Here is a 22,093-nt window from a genome sequence, read left to right as displayed (position 1 = left end):
CGCCTCGCTATGGACTTTGGCTGTTCGTCAGGCTATTTCGCCTGCTTCTTGAACAGTTCCCGGAATACCGGGTAGATATCGGCCGGGGTCACGATCTTTTGCATCGCGAAATTGCGGTGCTGGGCGGCGACGTCGCAGTATTGTTCCCACAGGTTCTGCGGCGGGCCGTCGGTGATCTCGACATAGGTGTAATACTGCACGCGCGGCATGATCGCGCTGGTGAGGATCTGCTTGCACAGCACCGAATCGTTGTCCCAGTTGTCTCCGTCCGAGGCTTGCGCCACATAGGCGTTCCAGTCGGCGCTGCCGTAGCGCTCGGCGAGCACTTTCTGCAGCAGGTGCAGGGCGGACGAGACGACGGTGCCGCCCGACTCGCGCGAATGGAAGAACTCGTTCTCGTCGACCTCGGCCGCCGCCGTGTGGTGGCGGATGAAGACGACGTCGATTTTTTCGTAGACCCGCTTGAGGAACAGATAGAGCAGGATGAAGAAACGCTTGGCCGTGTCCTTGCGCGTCTCGTCCATCGAGCCCGACACGTCCATGATGCAGAACATCACGGCTTGCGTGCTGGGCTTGGGCACCTTGATCCGGTTAGCGTAACGCAAGTCGAAGGGATCGATGAATGGAATGGCGTTGAGACGGATGTGCAGGTGGTGGATGCGGTCTTTCAGTACGATCACCTGCTCGTCGTCCGACGGTGCGCCCTGGTCGAGCAGCGCCTGCAGCGCTTCTTCGGCATCCGCCAATTCGCGTCGCGCGGGGCCGCCGATGGCAATGCGGCGCCCCAATGCACCGCGCAGGGAACGCAGCACGTGGATATTGGAGGGCGTGCCGGAGACGTTGTAGCCGGCGCGCTGGTTCTTGTATTCGATGGTCTGGGTCAGCTGCGTCTTGACCATGTTCGGCAGCTCGAGATCCTCGAAGAAGTAATTCATGAATTCTTCGCGCGACAGCTCGAAGATGAAATCGTCTTCGACGGTCTGTTCGCTATTGCCGGCGCGCCCGCGCCCGGCGCCGCCGGCGCCGCCGCGCGGGCGGTTGAACTGGTCGCCCTTTTGATATTCCGTATTGCCGGGGTTGACGGTTTCGTACACGCCGCCGTGGGCGTGGCCGAAATGCGGTTCATTCACGTCCTTGACGGGAATGGTGACCTTTTCGCCGTTCTCGATATCGGTGATCGAACGGCCCTTGATCGCGCGGCCGACCGCGTCCTTGATCTGCGCCTTGTAGCGGCGCAGGAAGCGTTCGCGGTTGACCGCTGACTTGTTCTTGCCCTGCAAGCGACGGTCGATGAGGTAAGTCAAAACAGGCCTCCTGCTTAGTGTAAGCGCGGAACTGTCGGCACAAGATCTACCGCTCGCGCTCTGGCGCCGTCGCAAGCGACGGCACCTCTATCTTAATACGCTGCGCGAACGAGCGTGCGACGCACGCGTATTGTTGCCGATTGCCGGTGGCGGCCTGCGGCCAACCGGCAACGCGTCGGGTAGACGGGTTTCCCGTCCACCCGACGCCTTCAGCCCGTTACGACGACTTACGCACGCGCAGATACCATTCGCACAACAACCGCACCTGCTTTGGTGTGTATCCCTTCTCTACCATGCGGGCCACGAAGTCGGCATGCTTGTTCGCATCCTCGGCGCTCGCTTTTGCATTGAAGGAAATCACCGGCAACAATTCCTCGGTATTCGAGAACATCTTCTTCTCGATCACGCTGCGGAACTTCTCGTAACTGGTCCAGGCCGGATTCTTGCCGGCATTGGTGGCGCGCGCCCTGAGGCTGAAATTGACGATCTCGTTGCGGAAATCCTTCGGATTCGAGATCCCGGCCGGCTTTTCGATTTTTTCCAGCTCGGCGTTCAGCGATTCGCGATCGAAGCTTTCGCCGGTATCGGGATCGCGGAATTCCTGGTCCTGGATCCAGAAGTCGGCGAAGGTCACGTAGCGGTCGAAGATGTTCTGGCCATACTCGGAATAGCTCTCCAGGTAAGCCGTCTGGATCTCCTTGCCGATGAAATCGACATAGCGCTGCGCCAGGTGCTCCTTGATATAGGAGAGATAGCGCTGCTCCGTCTCTGGCGGGAACTGCTCGCGCTCGATCTGCTGCTCGAGTACATACAGCAGGTGCACCGGATTGGCCGCCACTTCGGTATTGTCGAAGTTGAAGACCTTGGACAGGATCTTGAAGGCGAAGCGGGTCGACAGGCCGTTCATGCCTTCGTCCACGCCCGCATAGTCGACGTATTCATGCAGCGACTTGGCCTTGGGATCGGTGTCCTTGAGGTTCTCTCCATCGTAGACCAGCATCTTGGAGAAGATGCTCGAATTCTCGGGATCCTTCAGGCGCGACAGGATCGCGAACTGCGACATCATGCGCAGGGTGCCGGGCGCGCACGGCGCCGTATCGAGCGAGGAATTGCGCAGCAGCTTGTCGTAGATTTTGATTTCGTCGGACACGCGCAGGCAATACGGCACCTTGACGATATAGATGCGGTCGAGGAAAGCCTCGTTATTGCGGTTGTTTCTGAAGGTCTTCCATTCGGATTCGTTCGAGTGGGCCAGCACGATGCCGTCGAAGGGAATGGCGCCGAAACCCTCGGTGCCCTTGTAGTTGCCCTCTTGCGTGGCGGTCAGCAGAGGATGCAGCACCTTGATCGGCGCCTTGAACATCTCGACGAATTCCATCAGGCCCTGGTTGGCCAGGCACAGGCCGCCGGAATAGCTGTAGGCGTCCGGATCGTCTTGTGGAAAATCTTCGAGCTTGCGGATGTCGACCTTGCCGACCAGCGAAGAGATGTCCTGGTTGTTTTCGTCGCCCGGCTCGGTCTTGGAAATCGCGATCTGCTTGAGGATCGACGGATAGCGCTTGACGACGCGGAACTTGTTGATGTCGCCGCCATATTCGTGCAGGCGCTTGACGGCCCACGGACTCGGGATCGCGCGCAGGTAGCGGCGCGGGATGCCGTAGTCTTCTTCGAGGATGGTGCCGTCTTCTTCTTCGCTGAACAGGCCGAGCGGCGATTCGTTGACCGGCGAGCCCTTGATCGCATAAAAGGGCACGAGCTCCATCAGGCTCTTGAGCTTCTCGGCGATCGACGATTTGCCGCCGCCGACGGGGCCGAGCAAATACAGGATCTGCTTGCGTTCTTCGAGCCCCTGCGCCGCGTGGCGGAAGTAGGAGACCACCTGCTCGATCACTTCTTCCATGCCGTAGAACTCGCGGAAGGCCGGATAGATCTTGATCACCTTGTTGGCGAAGATGCGCGACAGGCGCGGATCGAGGCGGGTATCGACCAGGGTCGGCTCGCCGATCGCGGCCAGCATGCGTTCCGGCGCGCTGGCATAGGTCAGCGGGTCTTTCTTACACAGTTGAAGATATTCGCCCAGCGAGAATTCTTCTTCCCGGGTGCGCTCATAGCGGGCCGCGTAGTTTTCAAAGATGCTCATTGAAGTTCCTTTAATGTGCCAACAACGAATCACTGTCACGGCAGCTGGTGCCACGCTGCCCGGGGCCCCGGTATCTTTGTCGCGCGCTCCTTGTTCGGTCGTCACGTGCCGCGCCGGGATGGCCGGCGCCGTTTGAAGATGTCACGTGCGATTGCTTGTTGTCGACCGGCGGTAACCGGTTTTCTTCGCAGATGGAGAACGTCTTTTTTGCGTTTATGAAATTTATTATGTGCCTATTAGTTTCCGAAGTCAAAGCAGTGTCGTGCGGGCTATTGGGACGGTAACAAGTGCCTGATTCAACTATAGAAAGTCGGTTTTCGCAGGCGTCGCGGCGGCCCTGCAAAGGTGGGGCCGGAACACGGCGTCGAGGCCGGTTTGAACGGGAAGAACGACGTGCCGGCGGCACCTCCATTTTCTTCCCTTGTGCGCCGATAGTGCACGAACTGCTCAACACACGGCGCACGCGAATCGTGCCTGTCGTAAAGATGAATCAGCCTGTTTTCGCCTGGGCGCAGGCGGTGCGCGCGCATGCGTTACACTTGTCGGTCGGCCGCGCTCGAGCGTGCCGAACTGTCTGTACCATTGAATATTTACTGATGTACCTGTTGGAGAAAACCATGCTCGACGAACGCCTGCGCAACCTGCTGCAGAACATGCCCAAGGCAGAACTGCACATCCACATCGAGGGCTCGCTCGAACCGGAACTGATTTTTGAGCTTGCGCAAAGAAACGGCGTCAATTTGGCCTATAGCTCGGTCGAAGCGTTGCGTGAGGCCTACGCTTTCAGCGATCTCCAATCCTTCCTCGACATTTATTACGCCGGCGCCAGCGTGCTGTTGACGGAACAAGACTTCTACGACATGACCGCGGCCTATCTCGCGCGCGCGCATGCCGACAACGTCCGCCACGCCGAGATCTTCTTCGATCCGCAAACCCATACCGCGCGCGGCGTGCCGTTCGCGACCGTCATCAATGGCATCCACCGCGCCTGCCAGGATGCGCCGCTCAGCGCCAGCCTGATCATGTGCTTCCTGCGCCACCTGTCCGAAGATGAGGCGATCGACACGCTGGAGCAGTCACTCCCTTATCGCGACAAATTCATCGGCGTCGGCCTCGATTCGTCCGAGGTGGGCCACCCGCCCGAAAAATTCGCGCGCGTGTTCGAACGCGCCCGCGGCCTCGGCCTGCGCCTGGTGGCGCATGCGGGCGAGGAGGGCCCGCCCGCGTATATCGAAAGCGCGCTCGACGTGCTCAAGGTCGAACGCATCGACCACGGCGTGAGAAGCCTCGAAAGCCCGGCGCTGGTCGAGCGCCTGGCGCGCGAACAGATGGCCCTGACCGTGTGCCCGCTGTCGAACATCAAGCTGCGCGTGTTCGACGTGATGGGCTCGCACAACCTGCGCACGCTGCTCGACGCGAACCTGGCCGTCACCGTCAACTCGGACGATCCGGCCTATTTCGGCGGCTACGTCAACGAGAATTATTTTGCCGCCTTCGACGCGCTGCCGCTCGACGCCAGCCACGCGCAGCAACTGGCGCGCAACAGCTTCCAGGCCGCCTTCGTCGATCCGGAACGCAAGCGCGCCTTCCTCGCCGAAGTCGACGACTTCTTCGCCAACGCTTGATCAATCCTTGAAAGGGAGCGCCTCCATGTTCGTCCAGGCTCTTCGCATGACGGCGCGCGACTGGCGCGCCGGTGAGTTGCGCTTCTTGCTGGTGGCGCTGATCGTCGCGGTCGCGGCACTGAGTTCGGTCGGCTTCTTCATCGACCGCATGCGCGCCGGCATGGACCGCGACGCCCACCAGCTGCTCGGAGCCGACCTGCTGGTCAACACCGACGATCCGGTGCGCCAGGAGTGGCGTGCCGAAGCCCTCAAGCGCGGCCTGGTGCTGGCCGACACCGTCACTTTCCCGAGCATGGCGCAGGCGGGCGAAGGCGACGACTCGCAGGCCCAGCTGTCGTCGATCAAGGCGGTATCGAAAGGCTATCCGCTCCGCGGCCAGGTCAGCATCACGACCGACCCCATTGCCGCTGGCGGTGCGCAAGGCTCGCCGACACGCGAGGTGCCGGCGCGCGGCACGGTATGGGTCGATCCCGGCCTGCTGCCACAGCTGCGCACCGAGGTCGGCGCCATGCTCACCCTGGGCAACAGCCAGTTCCGCATCGCCCAGCTGATCGCGACCGAGCCCGATAAAGGCGCCTCGTTCGCCAACTTCGCGCCGCGCGTGATGCTGGCGCTGGAAGACCTGCAGGCCACCGGCCTGGTCGACGATTTCGCGCGCGTGAGTTTCCGCCTGATGGTCGCCTCGAAGGACGCCAACGACATGGCCGCGGTGCGCGACTACGAACAGTGGATTCGTGCCCAGATCCGCGACAACAACATCAAGGGCGTGCGCATCGAGACGCTGGAAAACGGCCGCCCCGAGATGCGCGCCACGCTCGACCGCGCCGGCCTGTTCCTGTCGCTGGTGGGCCTGCTGTCGGCGATGCTGGCGGCGGTCGCGGTGGCGATGGCGGCGCGCCGCTTCATGGGCCGCCACCTGGACGCCTGCGCCATGCTGCGCTGCCTGGGCCTGACCCAGAACCAGGTGACCGTGCTGTACCTGCTCGAATTCGCCTTCATCGGATTGCTGGGCAGCGTGATCGGGGTGCTGGTCGGCTTCGGCGCCCACTTCGTGCTGCTCGAGATGATCGCCTCGCTGATCAAGACCGATCTGCCGCCGGTGTCGATGCTGCCGGCGCTGCAGGGCATCGCCACCGGCATGCTGTTACTTAGCGGCTTCGCGCTGCCGCCGATCCTCCAGCTGCGCAACGTGCCGCACAACCGCGTGATCCGGCGCGAGCAGGGCGCGCCGCAGCCGGCGGCGCTGGCCACCTATGGCCTGGGCATCGGCGTGTTCTTCCTGCTGCTCTTGTGGCAGGCTGGCGACCCGACCCTGGCCTTGATTACCGCCGGCGGCTTCCTGGGCGGCTTCGCCTTCTTCGCGCTGGTGGCCTGGCTCGGCCTGCAAGGGCTGCGCCGCATGCGCGGCGCGTTCAGGCACCAGGCCTGGCGCTTCGCCGTCACCTCGCTGCAGCGCCGTCCCGGCGCCACCGTGGTGCAGGTGGTGTCGCTGGCGCTGGGCCTGATGGCGTTGCTGCTGTTGACCGTGGTGCGCGGCGACCTGATGGCGGCCTGGCAGCTGGCCACCCCGGCCGACGCGCCGAACCGCTTCGTGATCAACATCCAGCCCGAGCAGAAGCAGGGCGTGGAAGGCCAGCTGGTGGCGGCCGGCGTCAAGGAACCGGTGCTGTACCCGATGATCCGCGGCCGCCTGGTCGCGATCAATGGCGATGCGATCACGCGCGAGACCTTCCAGGACGGCGAGGCGCGGCGCCTGGCCAACCGCGAATTCAACCTGTCGACCACCGATGTGCTGCCGCTGGCGAACGAGGTGGTGCAGGGAGAATGGTTCAAGGATGCGCCAGGCGTGGCCGAGGCCTCGGTCGAGCAGAGCATCATGGAACGACTTGGCCTGAAGCTGGGCGACAGCCTGCGCTTCGACATGGCGGGCCTGCTGGTGGAAGCGAAGATCACCAGCGTGCGCAAGCTCGAATGGGGCTCGATGCGCGCCAACTTCTTCGTCATCATCAACCCGCAAGCGATGGCGGAGGCGCCGACCACGTATATGACGGCCTTCCACGTACCGCAGGATAACGCCAACCTGGGCAATGCACTGACCCGCAACTATCCGAACCTGACAGTGATCGACGTCTCGGGCATCATCCGCCAGTTGCAGGACGTGCTGGACCAGGTGGTGACGGCGGTCGAGTTCCTGTTCCTGTTCACGCTCGCCTCGGGCGTGCTGGTGCTGTATGCGGCGCTGATGGGATCGCAGTCCGAGCGCACGCGCGAGGCCGGCCTGCTGCGCGCGCTGGGCGCCACGCGCCAGCAGCTGGCGCAGGCGCAGCGCATCGAGTTCGTGCTGGTGGGCGGCCTGGCCGGTTTGCTGGCGGCGACCGGCGCGGCGGCGCTGGGCTGGGCGCTGGCGACCCACCAGTTCAAGTTCCCGTGGGTGTTCGAGCCGGGCGTGTGGATCGCGGGGCTTTTCGTCGGGGCGCTGTGTGCGATCGTCGGTGGCTGGCTGGGGTTGCGCGGCGTGTTGCGGCAGCCGCCGCTACAGACCTTGCGCGAGGCGTGATGCCCCATGGTGCGCTATCATGGCGGGATGTCCGAACACCACACCGAAACCCCCGCCGAAGCGCAAACCCTGTATGAAATGATGGGCGGCGGCGAGCGCCTGCGGGCGCTGGTCGACCGCTTCTATGACCTGATGCAGCTGGAGCCCGATTTCGCAGGCATCCACGCCATGCATCCGGTTCCCAACGACAGCTCGCGCGAAAAGACCTTCATGTTCCTGTCCGGCTGGATGGGCGGTCCTGACCTGTATATCGAACGCTACGGCCACCCGCGCCTGCGTGCGCGCCACCTGCCGTTCGCGATCGGCAGTTCGGAACGTGACCAGTGGCTGCGCTGCATGGCCTGGGCCATGGAAGACATGGGCTATGACGATACGCTGCGGGTGCGGATGATGAATTCCTTCTTCCAGACCGCGGACTGGATGCGCAACAAACCTGACTGAGCGCCGCCATGACCGTTGCCGACATCCTCATCCTGGTGGGCCTCGTCATTGTGACCGGCCTTCTGGTCGCGGTCCTGGTGCGCATGCGCAGCAGCGGCGACGGCAACCACGTCGAACGCCTGGAACGCGAGCTGCGGCAAGAGCTGCAATCGAGCGCGCAATCGACCCGCCAGGAACTGGCCGGCCACCTGGCCCAGTATCACAACTCTACCGTCCAGCAACTGGACAGCATGCGCCAGCAGATGCAGCTGCATTCGAGCAGCGGCCGCGAAGAACAGGCGCGCGCGCTGAAGCGCTTCGCCGACACGCTGCAGCAGACCCTTGGCAACCTCACCGAATCGAACGCCCAGCGCATGCTGGAAGTGCGCACTACGCTGGAAACCAAGATCCGCGACCTGCAAAGCGATAACGCGAAACGCCTGGAAGAGATGCGCCAGACGGTCGACGAAAAACTGCATGCGACCCTGGAGACGCGCCTGTCCGAATCGTTCCGCCAGGTGTCGGAGCGGCTCGAAAAAGTGCACCAGGGCCTGGGCGAGATGCAGCAGCTGGCGATCGGCGTGGGGGACCTGAAGCGCGTGCTCACCAACGTCAAGACCCGCGGCACCTGGGGCGAAGTGCAGCTCGAGATGCTGCTGGAGCAGGTGCTCACGGTCGACCAGTACGCCAAGAACGTCGAAACGGTGGCGGGATCGAACGCGCGCGTGGAATTCGCGATCAGGCTGCCGGGCGTGGTCGACGGTGGCGCGCCGCTGTGGCTGCCGATCGACGCCAAGTTCCCGAAAGAGCAGTACGAGCGCCTGCTGGCGGCGGCCGACGTGGCCGACCTGGAGGGGGTTGCGCGCGCCGGCGCCGAGCTGGAACGCGCGGTGCGCAATGAAGCGCGCACCATCTGCGACAAGTACGTGTCGCCGCCGCAGACCACCGATTTCGCGATCCTGTTCCTGCCCACCGAGGGCCTGTACGCCGAGGTGATGCGACGTCCCGGCCTGGCCGACGAGCTGCAGCGCACCCTGCGGGTGACGATCGCCGGCCCGTCGACGCTGGCCGCGCTGCTCAACAGCCTGCAGATGGGTTTCCGCACCCTGGCCCTCGAAAAACGTTCGTCCGAGGTGTGGCAGGTGCTGGGGGCGGTGAAGACCGAGTTCACCAAGTTCGGCGACGTGCTGGCGACCACCAAGCTGACCCTGGAAAAGGCGGCCAAGAACATCGAAAGCGCCGAGGTGCGCAGCCGCCAGATGGCGCGCAAGCTCAAGTCGGTGGAGGCGTTGCCGAGCGAGGCGGCGCAATTGATGCTGGGGCCGGATGGCCTGGAGCGGGACGACTGATCCGTGATACATGGGATGGGCACCGTGGCTTTCTGCCCGTAGGGTTGGCGGCTCCGCCGCCGACGCGTTCAACACACGTTTGATCTGCCACACCTTCCCGTTGAATCCCCTCCTTACGATGCCGGTATGGCCCGCTACCGCCGTGCCCTGGACGGCACCACCTATTTTTTCACCCTGGTCACCTACCGGCGACGCCCAATCCTGTGCGACGAGCCGGTACGTGCCGCGCTACGGGCTGCATTCGAACGTGTTCATGTTCGCCTGCCTTTTCAAATCGATGCGATTGTCCTGATGCCCGACCATCTGCACTGCATCTGGACGTTGCCCGACGGAGACGTGAACTTTCCGGCGCGGTGGTCCCAGATCAAGCATCAGGTTTCATTTGCATGCAGGGAGACGTATGGGGATGTTGTAGTGACGGCTGCCCAGCAGCGCCGTCGAGAGGCGCCGATATGGCAACGAAAATATTGGGAGCACCGGATCCGGGATGAGCGCGACATGGAAAAGCATGTCGACTATATTCATTACAATCCGGTCAAGCACGGGCTGGCTGCGTGCGCCGCGTCGTGGAAGTATTCGTCGTTCAAACGGTATGTCGAGAACGGGGTTTATCCGATAGATTGGGGTGGGACGGATGAGGCACGCGCGATGGAGTTGGAGTGAGTCACGCGCTGGTTGGACGCGTCGGCGGCGAAGCCGCCAACCCTACGACGGTTCAATGATCGTAGGGTTAGCGGCGCTTCCGCCGACGCGTCCAACCGTCGTCAGAACAACCCTTCAAACGGCAAGATATCGACCATCTCCCCCGCCGCGACATTACCCTGCCCATCATGCAACACCACCATGCAATTCGCCTCGGACATCGAGCGCAAGATGCCCGAACCCTGCGATCCGGTGATGCGCACCTCGGGCTCCCCATCCTTTCCACGCGCAACGATCCCGCGCTGGTATTCGGTCCGCCCCGGCTTCTTGCGGATCGCGTCGCTCGAGCGCGCCCGCAGCAGCGGCAGCGGCGCCTCGGCCCCCATCATGCGCAGCAGCGCCTCGCGCGCGAAGAAGTAGAAGGACACCATCACCGCCACCGGATTGCCCGGCAGGCCGAATAAAAACGCGCTGCGGCCGTTGGACGAGACCCGGCCAAAAGCCAGCGGCCGGCCCGGACGCATGCCGATCTTCCAGAACGTCACGTCGCCCAACTGGCCCATCACCTGTTTCGTATAGTCGGCCGCGCCGACCGACACGCCGCCCGAGGTAATGATCGCGTCGGCATTCTCGCAGGCGGTGCGCAGCGCTTCTTCCAGCGCTTCGGGGCTGTCGCGCACCACGCCCATGTCGACGATCTCGCAGCCCAGCCGTTGCAGCATGCCGTAGATCGTGTAGCGGTTGCTGTCGTACACGCAACCTTCGTCGAGATTTTCTCCGATCGAGCGCAGCTCGTCGCCGGTCGAGAAGAACGCCACCCGCAGGCGGCGCTGCACGGGAATCTCCGCAAAGCCGAGCGAGGCGCACAGGCCCAGGTCGGCCGGACGGATGATGCGGCCGGCGCGCAAGGCGGCGCTGCCGGCCTTCAGGTCTTCGCCTGCCAGGCGGCGGTTGTCCCCTGGCCGGATGGCGCCGGCGCGCAAGGTCACGCTATCGTCGGTCGTGCTCTCGGCGAATTCCTGCGGCAGCACGCTGTCGCAGCCTGCCGGTATCACGCCACCGGTCATGATGCGCACGCATTCACCGGCGGCCACCTCGATGTCCAGCGGCTTGCCGGCATAGGCGACGCCGACCACGTTTAATGTCACGGTGCCCTCAAGAGGCAGGTCGCCGCCGCGCAGCGCGTAACCGTCCATGGCCGAGTTGTCGTGCGCCGGCACGTTGATCGGCGAGACCAGGTCGCGCGCCAGTACGCGGCCGAGCGATGAACGCAAGGCCACCATCTCGACCGCCCGCGCCGGCTGCACGAAGTCGCGGATGATGCGCTGGGCGTCCTGCACGCGCAGGGCGTCGGGATCGTAGCCGTCGATGCAGCTGGCTACCTGGGCCAGGCTGGCGGGGAAGGGCGGCGTCGTGTCGTCCAGGTCGCGCAGCTCGTCCAGGGTGTTGATGTTGCGGAAGGCGTCGGCATCGTCGAAGATGACTTCGACCGCGTTCAGGTCGCGGTACCAGCCGTCGACGCGGCGGCCGCCTTCGGCCAGGTAGGCGGACAGCGCGGGCAGCCGGTCCGCGCGCACCAGGCAGAATACGGGATGCGGCTGGACGCGCATGCCGGCTTCCCGGGTCGCGGCGTAGGCGACGTCGGCGTCCGCTTCTTCCAGCGCGGCAAGCAGGCGCGCAGCCAGGTCATCCGGCAGGAAGGGCGAATCGCAGGGCACCGCCAGCAGGTAGGGCGTGGCGCAGTGGCGCAGGCCGACCTCGAGGCCGGCCAGCGGGCCTGGATAGTCCGCCATCTCGTCCGGCAGCACCATCACGTCGAAAGCGCGGTAGAAATCGAGATTGCGGTTGGCGCTGATCGCCACCGGTCCGACTTGCGGCCGCAGGCGCGCCAGCACGTGCTCGACCATGGTCTTCGACCGGAAGGGCTGCGAGCCCTTGTCGACATTGCCCATGCGCGAGCCGCGGCCGCCCGCCAGTACCAGTCCGCTGATCATTCCTTGTTCCATATTTTTTAGCCGCTAAGAATCAACCGCCGATATAGGACATTTCAACCTTGCGCGCGCCGTCGCGCTGCCCGATGCCCGTCTCCGCCGTGCGGGTTTCGGAATAGCGGTCGGCCCGCCCGCGCCACAGCTGGGCAATGGCGCCGGAGAGTTCGAGGTCGCTGCGCCCCTCGCGCAGCAGCGCGCGCAGGTCGTGGCCGCGGGTGGCGAACAGGCAGGTGTACAGCTTGCCCTCGGTCGACAGGCGCAGGCGCGAGCAGTCGCCGCAGAAGGCCTGGGTGACGCTGGAGATCACGCCGATCTCGCCGCCGCCATCGAGGTAGCGCCAGCGCGAAGCGGTCTCGCCGCTGTAGTTGGCCGCGACTGGCGCCAGGGGCAGCTCGGCCGAGATGCGCCGCACCACCTCGTGCGACGGCACGACGTCGTGCATATTCCAGCCATTCGAGGCGCCGACGTCCATGAACTCGATGAAGCGCAGGATCGTGGGCGAGCCCTTGAAGTGGCGCGCCATCGGCAGGATCTGGTCGTCGTTGGTGCCGCCCTTGACCACCATATTGACCTTCACCGGTCCCAGGCCGGCCGCGTGGGCGGCGTCGATGCCGTGCAAGACGTCGGCGACGGCGAAGTCGACGTCGTTCATGCTGCGAAACACCTTGTCGTCGAGCGCGTCGAGCGAGACCGTGACGCGGTCCAGGCCGGCGTCCTTGAGGGCTTGCGCCTTGCGCGCCAGCAGCGAGCCATTGGTGGTCAGCGTCAGGTCGAGCGGCCGCCCGCTGGGCGTGGGCAGCGCGCGCAGCATCGCCACCAGGCGCTCGAGATTCTTGCGCAGCAGCGGCTCGCCGCCGGTCAGGCGCAGCTTCTCGACGCCGTGGGCGATGAACAGCCGGGCAACGCGCGCGATTTCCTCGAACGACAGCAGGTCGCCATGCGGCAGGTATTGGTAATCCTTGTCGAACACTTCCTTCGGCATGCAGTAGACGCAGCGGAAGTTGCAGCGGTCGGTGACCGAGATGCGCAGGTCGTGCAGGGGCCGCCCGAGCGCGTCGCCCAGCAGGCCGGTCGGAGGGGCAAGCACGGCCGGGACCTGTAGCGTGGATGCGCGCAGGTCATTGATCAGAATGATTTTTTCAGCCATTTCAGTACGATAGCACGGGGCGGATGAAGCTGCCCGTACCCAATGAGGTGATGCTTTTTCGTCAGCCCAAAAACGATGTTTTCGGCACTGCCAAAAACGTCGTTCCCGCGGAGGCGGGAACCTAAGTTATCAGCACTGTGGCAGCGCTGGCAAACTTGGGTTCCCGCCTGCGCGGGAAGTCGTTACTGCCAGTGGCAGTAACGACGGGTTGGGGCAGTCGACTAACTGGATTACTGGCGCGTGGTATCGACCTGCACCAGCGGCTCGTCGACCGGCGCCACGACCGGCTTGCGGGCGCGGCCCAGGCGGACCGGGGCTGCCACTGCGGCTTCCTGGGCGGCGCGCAGTTTTTCAGGGTCGGTCGAGGCCAGTTGCAGGCCGGCCTGGGCCAGCACTTCTTCCAGCTTGGCCGGCGCCGCGGTCGGTGCCGCCGGCGCAGCAGCCAGGGCGGCGCCCGGAGCCGGTGCGCTGGCCGCCGGTGCGGCGACTGGCGTCGGCGCGACGGTGATGGCCGGCGCGGCTGCCGGCGCCGTTTCGACTGCCGATGCGGCAACCGGTTCGGTCACTGGCGCGGTCTCGACCACAGGGGCTGGAGCAACCTGCTCGACCGGAGCCGGAGCAGGGGCTGGCGCCGCTTCAGGCGCCGCAGCCTGCTCGGCCGCCGCACGTGCAGCGGCCACCGATGCCGCGGTCGGGAACATGTTCTGCTCGGCTGCAACCGAGGCTGCAGTCGGGAACGGGATCGGCTCGGCGGCAACCGGCGCCGGTGCAGCCGCTTCGACAGGCGCAGGAGCAGCAGCCGGAGCAGGCGCTGGCGCAGCTTCAGGAGCGGCAGCCTTCTCTTGCGCCGCCTTCTCCGCAGCCACCGACGCCGCGGTCGGGAACGGCCACGCATCCTGTGCCGCAGCACGGGCCGGCCTGGTCTTCGCGGCCTTGGCGGCGGCGGCGACCTTGGCCGCTTCTTCATCGGCTACCGGGGTGAATGCCGGCGCTTCGTCGGAACCTTCCAGCGCTTCGCTGCCCTCGAGCTGGTCGCGGTCGCGGCGGTTGCGGTTGCGGCCACCGCGGCGGCGGCGGCGGCGCGGCTCGTCGCCGTCTTCGATTTCCTCGCTGTCCGGGCCGATCGTGGTCACCGACTTGACGACCTGCTGCACGACTTCCTGGCTGCCTTCCGGACCATTGGTGGTCACGGCGACGGTGGCGCTGGCCACGGTCTGGGTGACGTTCACCTCGTCCAGCTTGGCTTCGATGACCTGGGTGGTGCGTTCGACGCGTTCGGTGCGCTCGCGCGGCTGGCGCGGTTGACGCTCCTTGCGCTCGCCGCGTTCCGGACGCTCGGCGCCCTCGACGCGCACGGCGCCTTCGACCTGCTCGCGCGGTTCACGCGGTTCGCGCGGCTTGCGTTCGCGTGGCTGGCGCGGCTGGCGGCCTTCGCGGGCCTCGTCGCCCTGCGGCGCCTTGGCCGATTCCTCGCCTGGCGCGCCCTTGGCGATGGTGGTGGCAACCGCCTCGCGCTCTTCGCGCTCACGGCTTGGCTTGGCGCCACGTTCGCCGTTGCGGCCGCCGTTGCGGCCACCCTTGTTGCGGTTGTTGCGATCGCCGCGCTCGGCCGGCGCAGGCGCGGCCGGCTTCTCGACCACGACCGGGGCTGGCGCCGGCGCTTCCGGCTCGCCGAAGAAGAGGTCGCGCAGACGGGCGAAGAAACCTTTCTTCTCGACTGGCGCAGGGGCAGGAGGCGCCACCGGCGCGGCCGCCGGCTTGACAGCAGCGGCGGCTGCCGACTTGGCCGCTTCGCTGCGGTCGACCACCGGCGCCGGCTGGGCCGGGGTGATGGTCTTGACCACTGCTTCCTGGCGCGGCTTGGCTTCTTCTTTCTGACGCTTGGCGTAGGCCATGTCGGTGTCGGCCGATTCGGCCATCGCATAGCTGGCGTGCGCGTCTTCCAGGCGCGGATCGTCGTGCTTGATGCGCTCGAGCTTGTAGTGCGGCGTGTCCAGGTGCTTGTTCGGGATCAGGATCACGGTGATGCGGTGGCGGTTCTCGATCTTGAGCACTTCGCCACGCTTCTCGTTGAGCAGGAAGGCGGCGACGTCGACCGGCACCTGGACGTGGATCGCGGCCGAATTCTCCTTCATGGCCTCTTCCTGGATGATACGCAGGACTTGCAGGGCCGACGATTCGGTATCACGGATGTGGCCGGTGCCCGAGCAGCGCGGGCAGGTCACGTGCGAGCCTTCGGACAGCGAAGGACGCAGGCGCTGGCGCGACAGTTCCATCAGGCCGAAGCGCGAGATCTTGCCCATCTGGACCCGTGCACGGTCGTGGTGCAGGGCATCCTTGAGGCGCTGCTCGACTTCGCGCTGGTTCTTGGCCACTTCCATGTCGATGAAGTCGATCACGATCAGGCCGCCCAGGTCGCGCAGGCGCAGCTGGCGGGCCACTTCGTCGGCCGCTTCGCAGTTGGTGTTGAAGGCGGTCGTTTCGATATCCGAGCCGCGGGTCGCGCGGGCCGAGTTGACGTCGATCGAGACCAGGGCTTCGGTATGGTCGATCACGATCGCGCCGCCCGATGGCAGCGGCACGGTGCGCGCGTAGGCGGTTTCGATCTGGTGTTCGATCTGGAAGCGCGAGAACAGCGGCACGTCGTCGCTATAGCGCTTCACGCGGTGCGCCATGTCGGGCATCACGTGGCTCATGAACTGCTGGGCCTGCTCGTAGATGTCGTCGGTATCGATCAGCACTTCGCCGATGTCCGGCTGGAAGTAGTCGCGGATGGCGCGGATGACGAGCGACGATTCCTGGTAGATCAGGAAGGCGCCCGGGGCCGACTTGCCGGCGCCTTCGATCGCGCGCCACAGTTGCATCAGGTAGTTCAGGTCCCACTGCAGCTCTTCCACGGTGCGGCCGATGCCGGCGGTGCGGGCGATCACCGACATGCCTTGCGGCAGGTCGAGCTTGTCCATGGTTTCGCGCAGTTCCTGGCGTTCTTCGCCTTCGACCCGGCGCGAGACGCCGCCGCCGCGCGGATTGTTCGGCATCAGGACCAGGTAGCGGCCGGCCAGCGAGATGAACGAGGTCAGGGCCGCGCCCTTGTTACCGCGCTCTTCTTTCTCGACCTGGACCATGATTTCCTGGCCTTCCTTCAGCGCCTCCTTGATGGTGCAGTTGCGCACGTCGACACCCTCGCGGAAATACGAGCGGGCGACTTCTTTGAAGGGGAGGAATCCGTGGCGGTCTTCGCCGTAGGAGACGAAGCAGGCTTCGAGGGAGGGTTCGATGCGGGTGATGACACCCTTGTAGATATTCGACTTGCGTTGCTCGCGACCGGCGGTCTCGATATCGATGTCGATCAGTTTTTGGCCGTCGACAATCGCTACGCGCAGCTCCTCTTGCTGCGTAGCGTTAAACAACATACGTTTCATTTTTATAAACTCCGCGACCCGGGGGCCGTGTGATGGCCGCCCTCGCGGGCGGCGCAGCTACAGGGATGTATGCGGGGATGGGAGACCAGGAGGGGGGAATGCCCGGGCGTGCGATACAACGAAGGGTGAACACTGGGTGCACACGCATCGTTGCCGCAACAGGGCGCCGTGGGGCCGAACGTCATTGTCCACGCACGCCGCGACCTGCGCTGGCCGCCTGCCGCCACGTTGGGGCGGCACAGCGGAGCGAGGGGGCGTACTAACACCAGCCCGGCCAGAAGCCGACGAATCCAGGACCTGGAGGCGAAAAGACAGCCTTACTCACAAGTCTCGAGGATCGGTCGTGCGTCCAGCCCGGCGAAAACGACAAGCGTTATCGACACCATCACCCGGCAAGCAAGATTTGCTTGCCGGTACTTATCCTTAAGAATCCTGACAATCCAATCCTGCATTCTTGCGCACAACCCGATTACAACTGCAGGTGCAACCCTGACCGGCGCAAGAATGTGCGTACACGTTACTTTCCATCGAATTTGCATTGAGCGGGGCCGATGGAGCGCGCCCCTGTGTAAAATATCGTTTTAATTCTTACACCAGCAGAGGTTTGACCGCCGCCTGTCGATTATATATTCAAAATGAAGGACTTAGAGAGAATTTCTGGGAAGACAGAGCGAATGGCGACCCAAACGAGTGTTGTTCCCCCTTCATCACAACAGGCTCTGCAGGCACAATTCGTGACGATCGGCGAAGAAGACGCCGGACAGCGCATCGATAACTACCTGTTGCGTGTCTGCAAAGGCGTTCCGAAGAGCCATATTTACCGCATCCTCCGTTCGGGTGAGGTCCGTGTCAACAAGGGCCGGATCGACCAGTTGTACCGCCTGGCCGAGGGCGATACCGTGCGCATCCCGCCGATCCGCATCGCCGAAAAGGCCAGCACCGACATCGTGCCCGGGACCGAATTCCCGGTCGTGTTCGAAGACACGCATCTATTGGTGATCAACAAGCCGGCCGGCGTGGCCGTGCATGGCGGCTCCGGCGTGTCCTACGGCGTGATCGAGCAATTGCGCGCGGCGCGGCCGCAAGCCAAGTTCCTCGAACTGGTGCACCGCCTCGACCGCGAGACGTCGGGCCTGCTCTTGATCGGCAAGAAGCGCAGCGCATTGACGAACCTGCACGACCAGATGCGCGACGGCAGCACCGACAAACGCTATTTCGCGGCGGTGAAGGGCGACTGGCAGAACAAGCGCCAGCACGTCAAATTGCCGCTGCATAAATACACGACGGCCGACGGCGAAAAGCGGGTCGTGGTACAGGCCGGCGGCCAGGAAGCGCACACCATTTTCAACCTGTTAAAAAAATGGCAAGACTTCGCGCTGCTCGAAGCCGAGCTCAAGACGGGGCGCACGCACCAGATCCGGGTCCACCTGGCATCGAGCGGCTTTCCGATCCTGGGCGACGAAAAGTATGGCGATTTTGCGTTCAATAAACAGTTGCACAAGGCGGGCGAGGGACGCGGGGCGCTCAAGCGCATGTTCCTGCACGCGCACCAGATCACGTTCACCCATCCGGACAGCGGCGAGCGCATGACCTTGCGCGCGCCGGTGCCCGAGGAATGCGAACGGTTCCTGGCAAGCCTGGGGACGCCCGGCGCCTGAGCGCCATGCACCGACGACAATCTACGGAGACCGGCGGCTTTGCGCCGCCGCTACATAATGGCAAGAAAACAATTTGACCTGATCGTGTTCGACTGGGACGGCACCCTGATGGACAGCACGGCGGCCATCGTCAAGTGCATCCAGGCGGCCGCGCGCGACCTCGGCCTGCCGGTCCCGAGCGATACCTCGGCCGCCCACGTCATCGGCCTCGGGTTGGCCGAGGCGATGCAGGCCGTGATGCCTGACATCCAGCCGGCCATGTACCCGCGCATGGTCGAGCGCTACCGTTATCACTTCCTGACCAAGGACCATGAACTCGTGCTGTTCAAGGGCGTCCGGGAGATGCTGGCCGACCTGAACAACGAGGGATATTTCCTGGCCGTGGCCACCGGCAAGAGCCGGGTAGGGCTCAACCGGGCCTTGAACGCCACCGGCCTGCTGTCGATCTTCGATGCCACCCGTTGCGCGGATGAGACATTTTCGAAGCCCCATCCGGCCATGCTGCAAGAGCTGACCCGCGAGCTGGGCCAGGATCTGCGGCGCACCGCGATGATCGGCGACACCACCCACGACCTCATGATGGCGAACAATGCCGGCGCCGCCGGTATCGCCGTCGAGTTTGGCGCGCATCCTGTGGCCCAGCTGCAAGCCTGCAATCCGCTGTTCTCGGCGCGTAATATTCCCGAGCTGCATGCCTGGCTGCTCGAGCATGCCTGAACAGGAGAATGCGCAATTGGCCGAAGAAGGCCAGGTGTTCGTGTGCGATGCCGATGTTTTACTGGACGGCGGCCGCGGCGTGCGCTTTCCGCTACTGGCCTGGAGCCAGCCGGCGACCGGTTTCGTGGTCCGCCACGGCGGGCAGGTTCATGGCTACCTGAACCGCTGCGCCCATGTGCCGGTCGAGCTCGACTGGAACGAAGGGGAGTTCTTCGAGTCCGGCGGCCAGTACCTGATGTGCGCCGTCCACGGCGCCGTGTACGAGCCCGGCAGCGGCAAATGCGCGGGCGGTCCATGCCGCGGCGGGCGCCTGCATCCGATCGTCGTACGCGAAGGCGCGGGCAAGATATACTGGCTGCCCGACGAGCGGTTCCGCGCGCCTGCGTAGACCTGGCTCGGCATACGACCTTCCGACTTTATGAGTGACCAAACGAGCCATGACCATCCCGGCGACAGCCGGCTCGCATCGAATCCGACCGTGGGCAACTGGGAGCGCGAAACGCTCGAGAAACTGGTGTTCGCCACCGTGCAAGAGCGGCGCCGCGCGCGGCGCTGGGGTATTTTCTTCAAACTGAGTTTCCTCACCGTCGCCCTGCTGGCGCTATGGGCCTATTACGACTTCAATTTCGGCAGCGGCGACGTCGAAAACCTGGGCCGTCACACGGCGTTGATCGAAATTAACGGCGAGATCGAAGCAGAAGGCAGCGGCGCGGCCGATACCGTGATCCCGTCGCTGAACAAGGCCTTCTCGGATCCCGGCTCGGCGGCCGTGGTGCTGCGCATCGACAGCCCGGGCGGCAGCCCGGTACAGGCCGGCATCATCGTGGACGAGATCCAGCGCCTCAAGCGCGGCTACCCCGACAAGCCGTTGTATGTGGTGGTGGACGAGATCTGCGCCTCGGGCGGCTACTACATCGCCGCCGCGGCCGACCGCATCTATGTCAACAAGGCCTCGATCGTCGGCTCGGTCGGCGTGCTGATGGACAGCTTCGGCTTCACCGGCACGATGGACAAGCTGGGCATCGAGCGACGCCTGATGACGGCCGGCGAGAACAAGGGTTTCCTCGATCCGTTCAGCCCGCAGTCCGAGAAGCACCGCGAACATGCGCAAGAGATGCTCAACGAAATCCACCAGCAATTCATCGAGGTGGTGCGCGCCGGGCGCGGCAAGCGCCTGAAGGAAACGCCGGAAACGTTCTCGGGCCTGTACTGGACCGGCGCCCGGGCGGTGGACATGGGCCTGGCCGATGCCTTCGGCACGGTCGACACGGTGGCGCGCGACATCGTCAAGGCCGAGGACATCGTCGACTACACGGCGCACGAAGGCTTGCCGGAACGGGTGCTCAAGAAATTTGGTGCGGCGGTAGGGGAAAGCGCGGTGAAGGCGGCCTATCACGGAGCCGTACCGAAATTGCGCTGAACATTTTGTCCTTGAATACAGACGGTGAGGGACTATAGTGGAACGGTAGCGCGAGCAGCAAGGGACGGGAGAGGCAGCCGCTTCGAACGGCCCGGACGGCGACACGCTATCCCACCGCGCGCTGCGCGGTTTTCGAGAGAATTCCATTCCTCATGGTAGTACGTCCCTGGGAGGCTTGCCTGAACAGCACGCCTGCTGCAGGAACGGAAACGACGGCCCAGGCCGTCGTTTCCATTTGGAGGAGCCATTCACGGGCTCCATCGTTTTCCGCTTGCCTGTTTTCCGGTCTCATCGGGTGTCCCCGGCGTCCTGCCGGAAGACGGTGCCGGTTCAGGTACAAGTGCCGCATTGCCGGGCATCGCCATCGCGGTCCGAACGGCATGAAGGCTCTGAATTCTGCTGCTTAGTGGTATGTGCGGGTTGGTTGTGTTGTTGGAATACCTGCACTGCCCGCTGCGGCGAACTCGGCTGGGGCGGTTGCCACATGACCGGCTTGCGCAGCGGCGCCAGCTCGTCGTGCTGCGCGAAGCCGCCGCGGTCGAGCCAGGCCTGGTAGTCGCGCACGATGCGCGCATGCCAGGCGGCGCGCAGCGGCGGCTGGCCGCCGTGCAGGTGGGGAAGGCCGCCGCGCCAGCGCGCCATGGCGAGTCGGGTCGGGAAAAGCACCGCATGGTCCTTGGCGAGCCGTTGGCGCGCACAGTACACCTCTTGAGCGGAAAGCTTTCCATTTGTTGTGTCGAGATCGTCGTTCACGTTCATTCCTATCCTCTGGCTATGGCCTCCCCTGTTTCGAGATGCCGTAGGTGCCGTTAGGCGGATTCCTAACGTGTTGAAGTCTATCAATGCGAATTTCGAAAGGCTTGACGCTGCTCAAATGAACGACTGCATGCAAAATGGGTCGCAGGTAACGCTAACACCTCGGCTTACCAGGGTGGACGCCATCTGGTAAAGTCTCGCCCCATGAGCAAACTATCCCTGGACCGCATCCTGCAATCGCAGGGATTCGGCACCCGCAAATACTGCCGCGCATTGATCGAGGACGGCGACGTCGCCGTCAATGGCGAGATCGTCGACAGCTACAAGGCCACTTTCGACACGGACGGCCTGGTCCTGACCGTGTTCGACGAGGAATGGCCTTACCGCGAGCATGTCTATATCGCGCTGTACAAGCCGGCCAATTTCGAATGTTCGCGCAAGCCCAGCCACCATCCCGGCGTGCTGACCCTGCTGCCGGAACAATTTACCTGGCGCGAGGTGCAACCGGTCGGCCGCCTCGACCACGACACCACGGGCATGCTGCTGATGTCGGACGACGGTCCCTTCATCCACGCCCAGTCCTCGCCCAAGCGCCACGTGCCCAAGGTGTACCAGGCCACCACCGCCGAACCGGTGACCGATGCGCTGGTCGCCCATATGCTGGCCGGCGTGCAACTGAACGACGAGCCGGCGCCATTGAAGGCGGTGTCCTGCGTCCAGCGCGGCGAGCACACCCTCGAGATTGTTCTGGAACAGGGCAAATACCACCAGGTCAAACGGATGCTGGCCGCCGCCGGCAACCATTGCAGCGCGCTGCACCGCTCGCAGATCGGCGGCCTGACCCTGGAATCGCTCGGCCTCGAAGAGGGCGAATGGTGTTTCCTGGACCAGGCCCAGCTCGACCTGCTGGTGCCCGCCTGATCGCATCGGCGGCGATCGCGGGTA

The 22,093-nt window shown here is 64.4% G+C and carries 16 protein-coding genes; 10 read left to right on the top strand and 6 right to left on the bottom strand.

The annotated features are described in order from the left end of the window. Nucleotides 1-32 precede the first annotated feature (32 nt). A complete protein-coding gene (locus tag Q9246_RS08225; RefSeq protein WP_306396854.1) occupies nucleotides 33-1,304 on the bottom strand; it encodes a YeaH/YhbH family protein in 1,272 nt (423 codons plus the stop codon). A 217-nt stretch (nucleotides 1,305-1,521) separates the two neighbouring features. Continuing rightward, on the bottom strand, nucleotides 1,522-3,444 hold the full coding sequence (locus Q9246_RS08220; protein ID WP_306396853.1) for a PrkA family serine protein kinase: 1,923 nt from the start codon (nucleotides 3,442-3,444) through the stop codon (nucleotides 1,522-1,524). Between the two features lie 617 nt (nucleotides 3,445-4,061). Between Q9246_RS08220 and Q9246_RS08215 the strand changes: the two genes are divergently transcribed. The 5 genes from Q9246_RS08215 to Q9246_RS08195 all read left to right on the top strand — a co-directional run bounded on the left by Q9246_RS08215 (nucleotide 4,062) and on the right by Q9246_RS08195 (nucleotide 10,058). Next, nucleotides 4,062-5,069 (top strand): adenosine deaminase, encoded by a 1,008-nt coding sequence (locus Q9246_RS08215; RefSeq protein ID WP_306396852.1) that lies wholly within the window; start codon nucleotides 4,062-4,064, stop codon nucleotides 5,067-5,069. Between the two features lie 25 nt (nucleotides 5,070-5,094). Continuing rightward, on the top strand, nucleotides 5,095-7,626 hold the full coding sequence (locus tag Q9246_RS08210) for an ABC transporter permease (protein WP_306396849.1): 2,532 nt from the start codon (nucleotides 5,095-5,097) through the stop codon (nucleotides 7,624-7,626). A gap of 27 nt (nucleotides 7,627-7,653) precedes the next feature. Continuing rightward, nucleotides 7,654-8,067 carry a group II truncated hemoglobin gene (locus Q9246_RS08205; RefSeq protein WP_306398117.1) on the top strand — a complete coding sequence of 138 codons (414 nt, stop codon included), beginning with the start codon at nucleotides 7,654-7,656 and terminating at the stop codon, nucleotides 8,065-8,067. A gap of 8 nt (nucleotides 8,068-8,075) precedes the next feature. Next, nucleotides 8,076-9,395 carry a DNA recombination protein RmuC gene (locus Q9246_RS08200; protein ID WP_306396847.1) on the top strand — a complete coding sequence of 440 codons (1,320 nt, stop codon included), beginning with the start codon at nucleotides 8,076-8,078 and terminating at the stop codon, nucleotides 9,393-9,395. A 126-nt stretch (nucleotides 9,396-9,521) separates the two neighbouring features. Continuing rightward, a complete protein-coding gene (locus Q9246_RS08195; RefSeq protein WP_306396846.1) occupies nucleotides 9,522-10,058 on the top strand; it encodes an REP-associated tyrosine transposase in 537 nt (178 codons plus the stop codon). A 101-nt stretch (nucleotides 10,059-10,159) separates the two neighbouring features. On the opposite strand, the gene moeA is transcribed toward Q9246_RS08195, so the two are convergent. From moeA to Q9246_RS08180, 3 genes are all read right to left on the bottom strand, one after another. Continuing rightward, nucleotides 10,160-12,031 (bottom strand): molybdopterin molybdotransferase MoeA, encoded by a 1,872-nt coding sequence (gene moeA, locus Q9246_RS08190; protein ID WP_306396845.1) that lies wholly within the window; start codon nucleotides 12,029-12,031, stop codon nucleotides 10,160-10,162. Nucleotides 12,032-12,062: 31 nt separating this feature from the next. Beyond that, entirely contained in the window at nucleotides 12,063-13,175 is a 1,113-nt protein-coding gene (moaA, locus tag Q9246_RS08185) for a GTP 3',8-cyclase MoaA (RefSeq protein WP_306396844.1), read from the bottom strand. A 230-nt stretch (nucleotides 13,176-13,405) separates the two neighbouring features. Beyond that, the gene (locus tag Q9246_RS08180; RefSeq protein ID WP_306396843.1) at nucleotides 13,406-16,597 is read right to left on the bottom strand and encodes an Rne/Rng family ribonuclease; all 3,192 of its coding nucleotides are present in this window, start codon (nucleotides 16,595-16,597) and stop codon (nucleotides 13,406-13,408) included. A 674-nt stretch (nucleotides 16,598-17,271) separates the two neighbouring features. Between Q9246_RS08180 and Q9246_RS08175 the strand changes: the two genes are divergently transcribed. From Q9246_RS08175 to Q9246_RS08160, 4 genes are read left to right on the top strand one after another with little or no spacing between them, the layout of a single operon-like run. Continuing rightward, on the top strand, nucleotides 17,272-18,255 hold the full coding sequence (locus tag Q9246_RS08175; RefSeq protein WP_422802359.1) for an RluA family pseudouridine synthase: 984 nt from the start codon (nucleotides 17,272-17,274) through the stop codon (nucleotides 18,253-18,255). A gap of 57 nt (nucleotides 18,256-18,312) precedes the next feature. After that, a complete protein-coding gene (locus tag Q9246_RS08170) occupies nucleotides 18,313-18,972 on the top strand; it encodes an HAD-IIIA family hydrolase (RefSeq protein WP_306396839.1) in 660 nt (219 codons plus the stop codon). Continuing rightward, nucleotides 18,965-19,360 (top strand): Rieske (2Fe-2S) protein, encoded by a 396-nt coding sequence (locus Q9246_RS08165; protein ID WP_306396838.1) that lies wholly within the window; start codon nucleotides 18,965-18,967, stop codon nucleotides 19,358-19,360. The genes Q9246_RS08170 and Q9246_RS08165 overlap by 8 nt, the downstream gene beginning before the upstream one ends. Before the next feature lie 30 nt (nucleotides 19,361-19,390). After that, complete coding sequence (locus Q9246_RS08160; RefSeq protein ID WP_306396836.1) at nucleotides 19,391-20,392, top strand: S49 family peptidase; 1,002 nt, start codon at nucleotides 19,391-19,393, stop codon at nucleotides 20,390-20,392. 330 nt (nucleotides 20,393-20,722) lie between these two features. Here the strand turns inward: Q9246_RS08160 and Q9246_RS08155 are convergent, their stop codons facing one another. After that, on the bottom strand, nucleotides 20,723-21,151 hold the full coding sequence (locus Q9246_RS08155; protein WP_306396835.1) for a hypothetical protein: 429 nt from the start codon (nucleotides 21,149-21,151) through the stop codon (nucleotides 20,723-20,725). Between the two features lie 201 nt (nucleotides 21,152-21,352). Between Q9246_RS08155 and Q9246_RS08150 the strand changes: the two genes are divergently transcribed. After that, nucleotides 21,353-22,069 carry a pseudouridine synthase gene (locus Q9246_RS08150; protein ID WP_306396834.1) on the top strand — a complete coding sequence of 239 codons (717 nt, stop codon included), beginning with the start codon at nucleotides 21,353-21,355 and terminating at the stop codon, nucleotides 22,067-22,069. Nucleotides 22,070-22,093 lie beyond the last annotated feature (24 nt).

The organism is Telluria beijingensis, assembly GCF_030770395.1.
GTDB classification, from domain to species: Bacteria; Pseudomonadota; Gammaproteobacteria; order Burkholderiales; family Burkholderiaceae_D; genus Telluria; species Telluria beijingensis.
This window is presented reverse-complemented; position numbering and strand designations above follow the sequence as displayed.

Bases quoted from the DNA above. Each gene is read 5' to 3' on its own strand.
- Q9246_RS08220 (WP_306396853.1), bottom strand. From the start codon at position 3,444: ATGAGCATCTTTGAAAACTACGCGGCCCGCTATGAGCGCACCCGGGAA.
- Q9246_RS08215 (WP_306396852.1), top strand. From the start codon at position 4,062: ATGCTCGACGAACGCCTGCGCAACCTGCTGCAGAACATGCCCAAGGCA.
- Q9246_RS08210 (WP_306396849.1), top strand. From the start codon at position 5,095: ATGTTCGTCCAGGCTCTTCGCATGACGGCGCGCGACTGGCGCGCCGGT.
- Q9246_RS08205 (WP_306398117.1), top strand. From the start codon at position 7,654: ATGTCCGAACACCACACCGAAACCCCCGCCGAAGCGCAAACCCTGTAT.
- Q9246_RS08200 (WP_306396847.1), top strand. From the start codon at position 8,076: ATGACCGTTGCCGACATCCTCATCCTGGTGGGCCTCGTCATTGTGACC.
- Q9246_RS08195 (WP_306396846.1), top strand. From the start codon at position 9,522: ATGGCCCGCTACCGCCGTGCCCTGGACGGCACCACCTATTTTTTCACC.
- moeA (WP_306396845.1), bottom strand. From the start codon at position 12,031: ATGATCAGCGGACTGGTACTGGCGGGCGGCCGCGGCTCGCGCATGGGC.
- moaA (WP_306396844.1), bottom strand. From the start codon at position 13,175: ATGGCTGAAAAAATCATTCTGATCAATGACCTGCGCGCATCCACGCTA.
- Q9246_RS08180 (WP_306396843.1), bottom strand. From the start codon at position 16,597: ATGAAACGTATGTTGTTTAACGCTACGCAGCAAGAGGAGCTGCGCGTA.
- Q9246_RS08175 (WP_422802359.1), top strand. From the start codon at position 17,272: ATGGCGACCCAAACGAGTGTTGTTCCCCCTTCATCACAACAGGCTCTG.
- Q9246_RS08170 (WP_306396839.1), top strand. From the start codon at position 18,313: ATGGCAAGAAAACAATTTGACCTGATCGTGTTCGACTGGGACGGCACC.
- Q9246_RS08165 (WP_306396838.1), top strand. From the start codon at position 18,965: ATGCCTGAACAGGAGAATGCGCAATTGGCCGAAGAAGGCCAGGTGTTC.
- Q9246_RS08160 (WP_306396836.1), top strand. From the start codon at position 19,391: ATGAGTGACCAAACGAGCCATGACCATCCCGGCGACAGCCGGCTCGCA.
- Q9246_RS08155 (WP_306396835.1), bottom strand. From the start codon at position 21,151: ATGAACGTGAACGACGATCTCGACACAACAAATGGAAAGCTTTCCGCT.
- Q9246_RS08150 (WP_306396834.1), top strand. From the start codon at position 21,353: ATGAGCAAACTATCCCTGGACCGCATCCTGCAATCGCAGGGATTCGGC.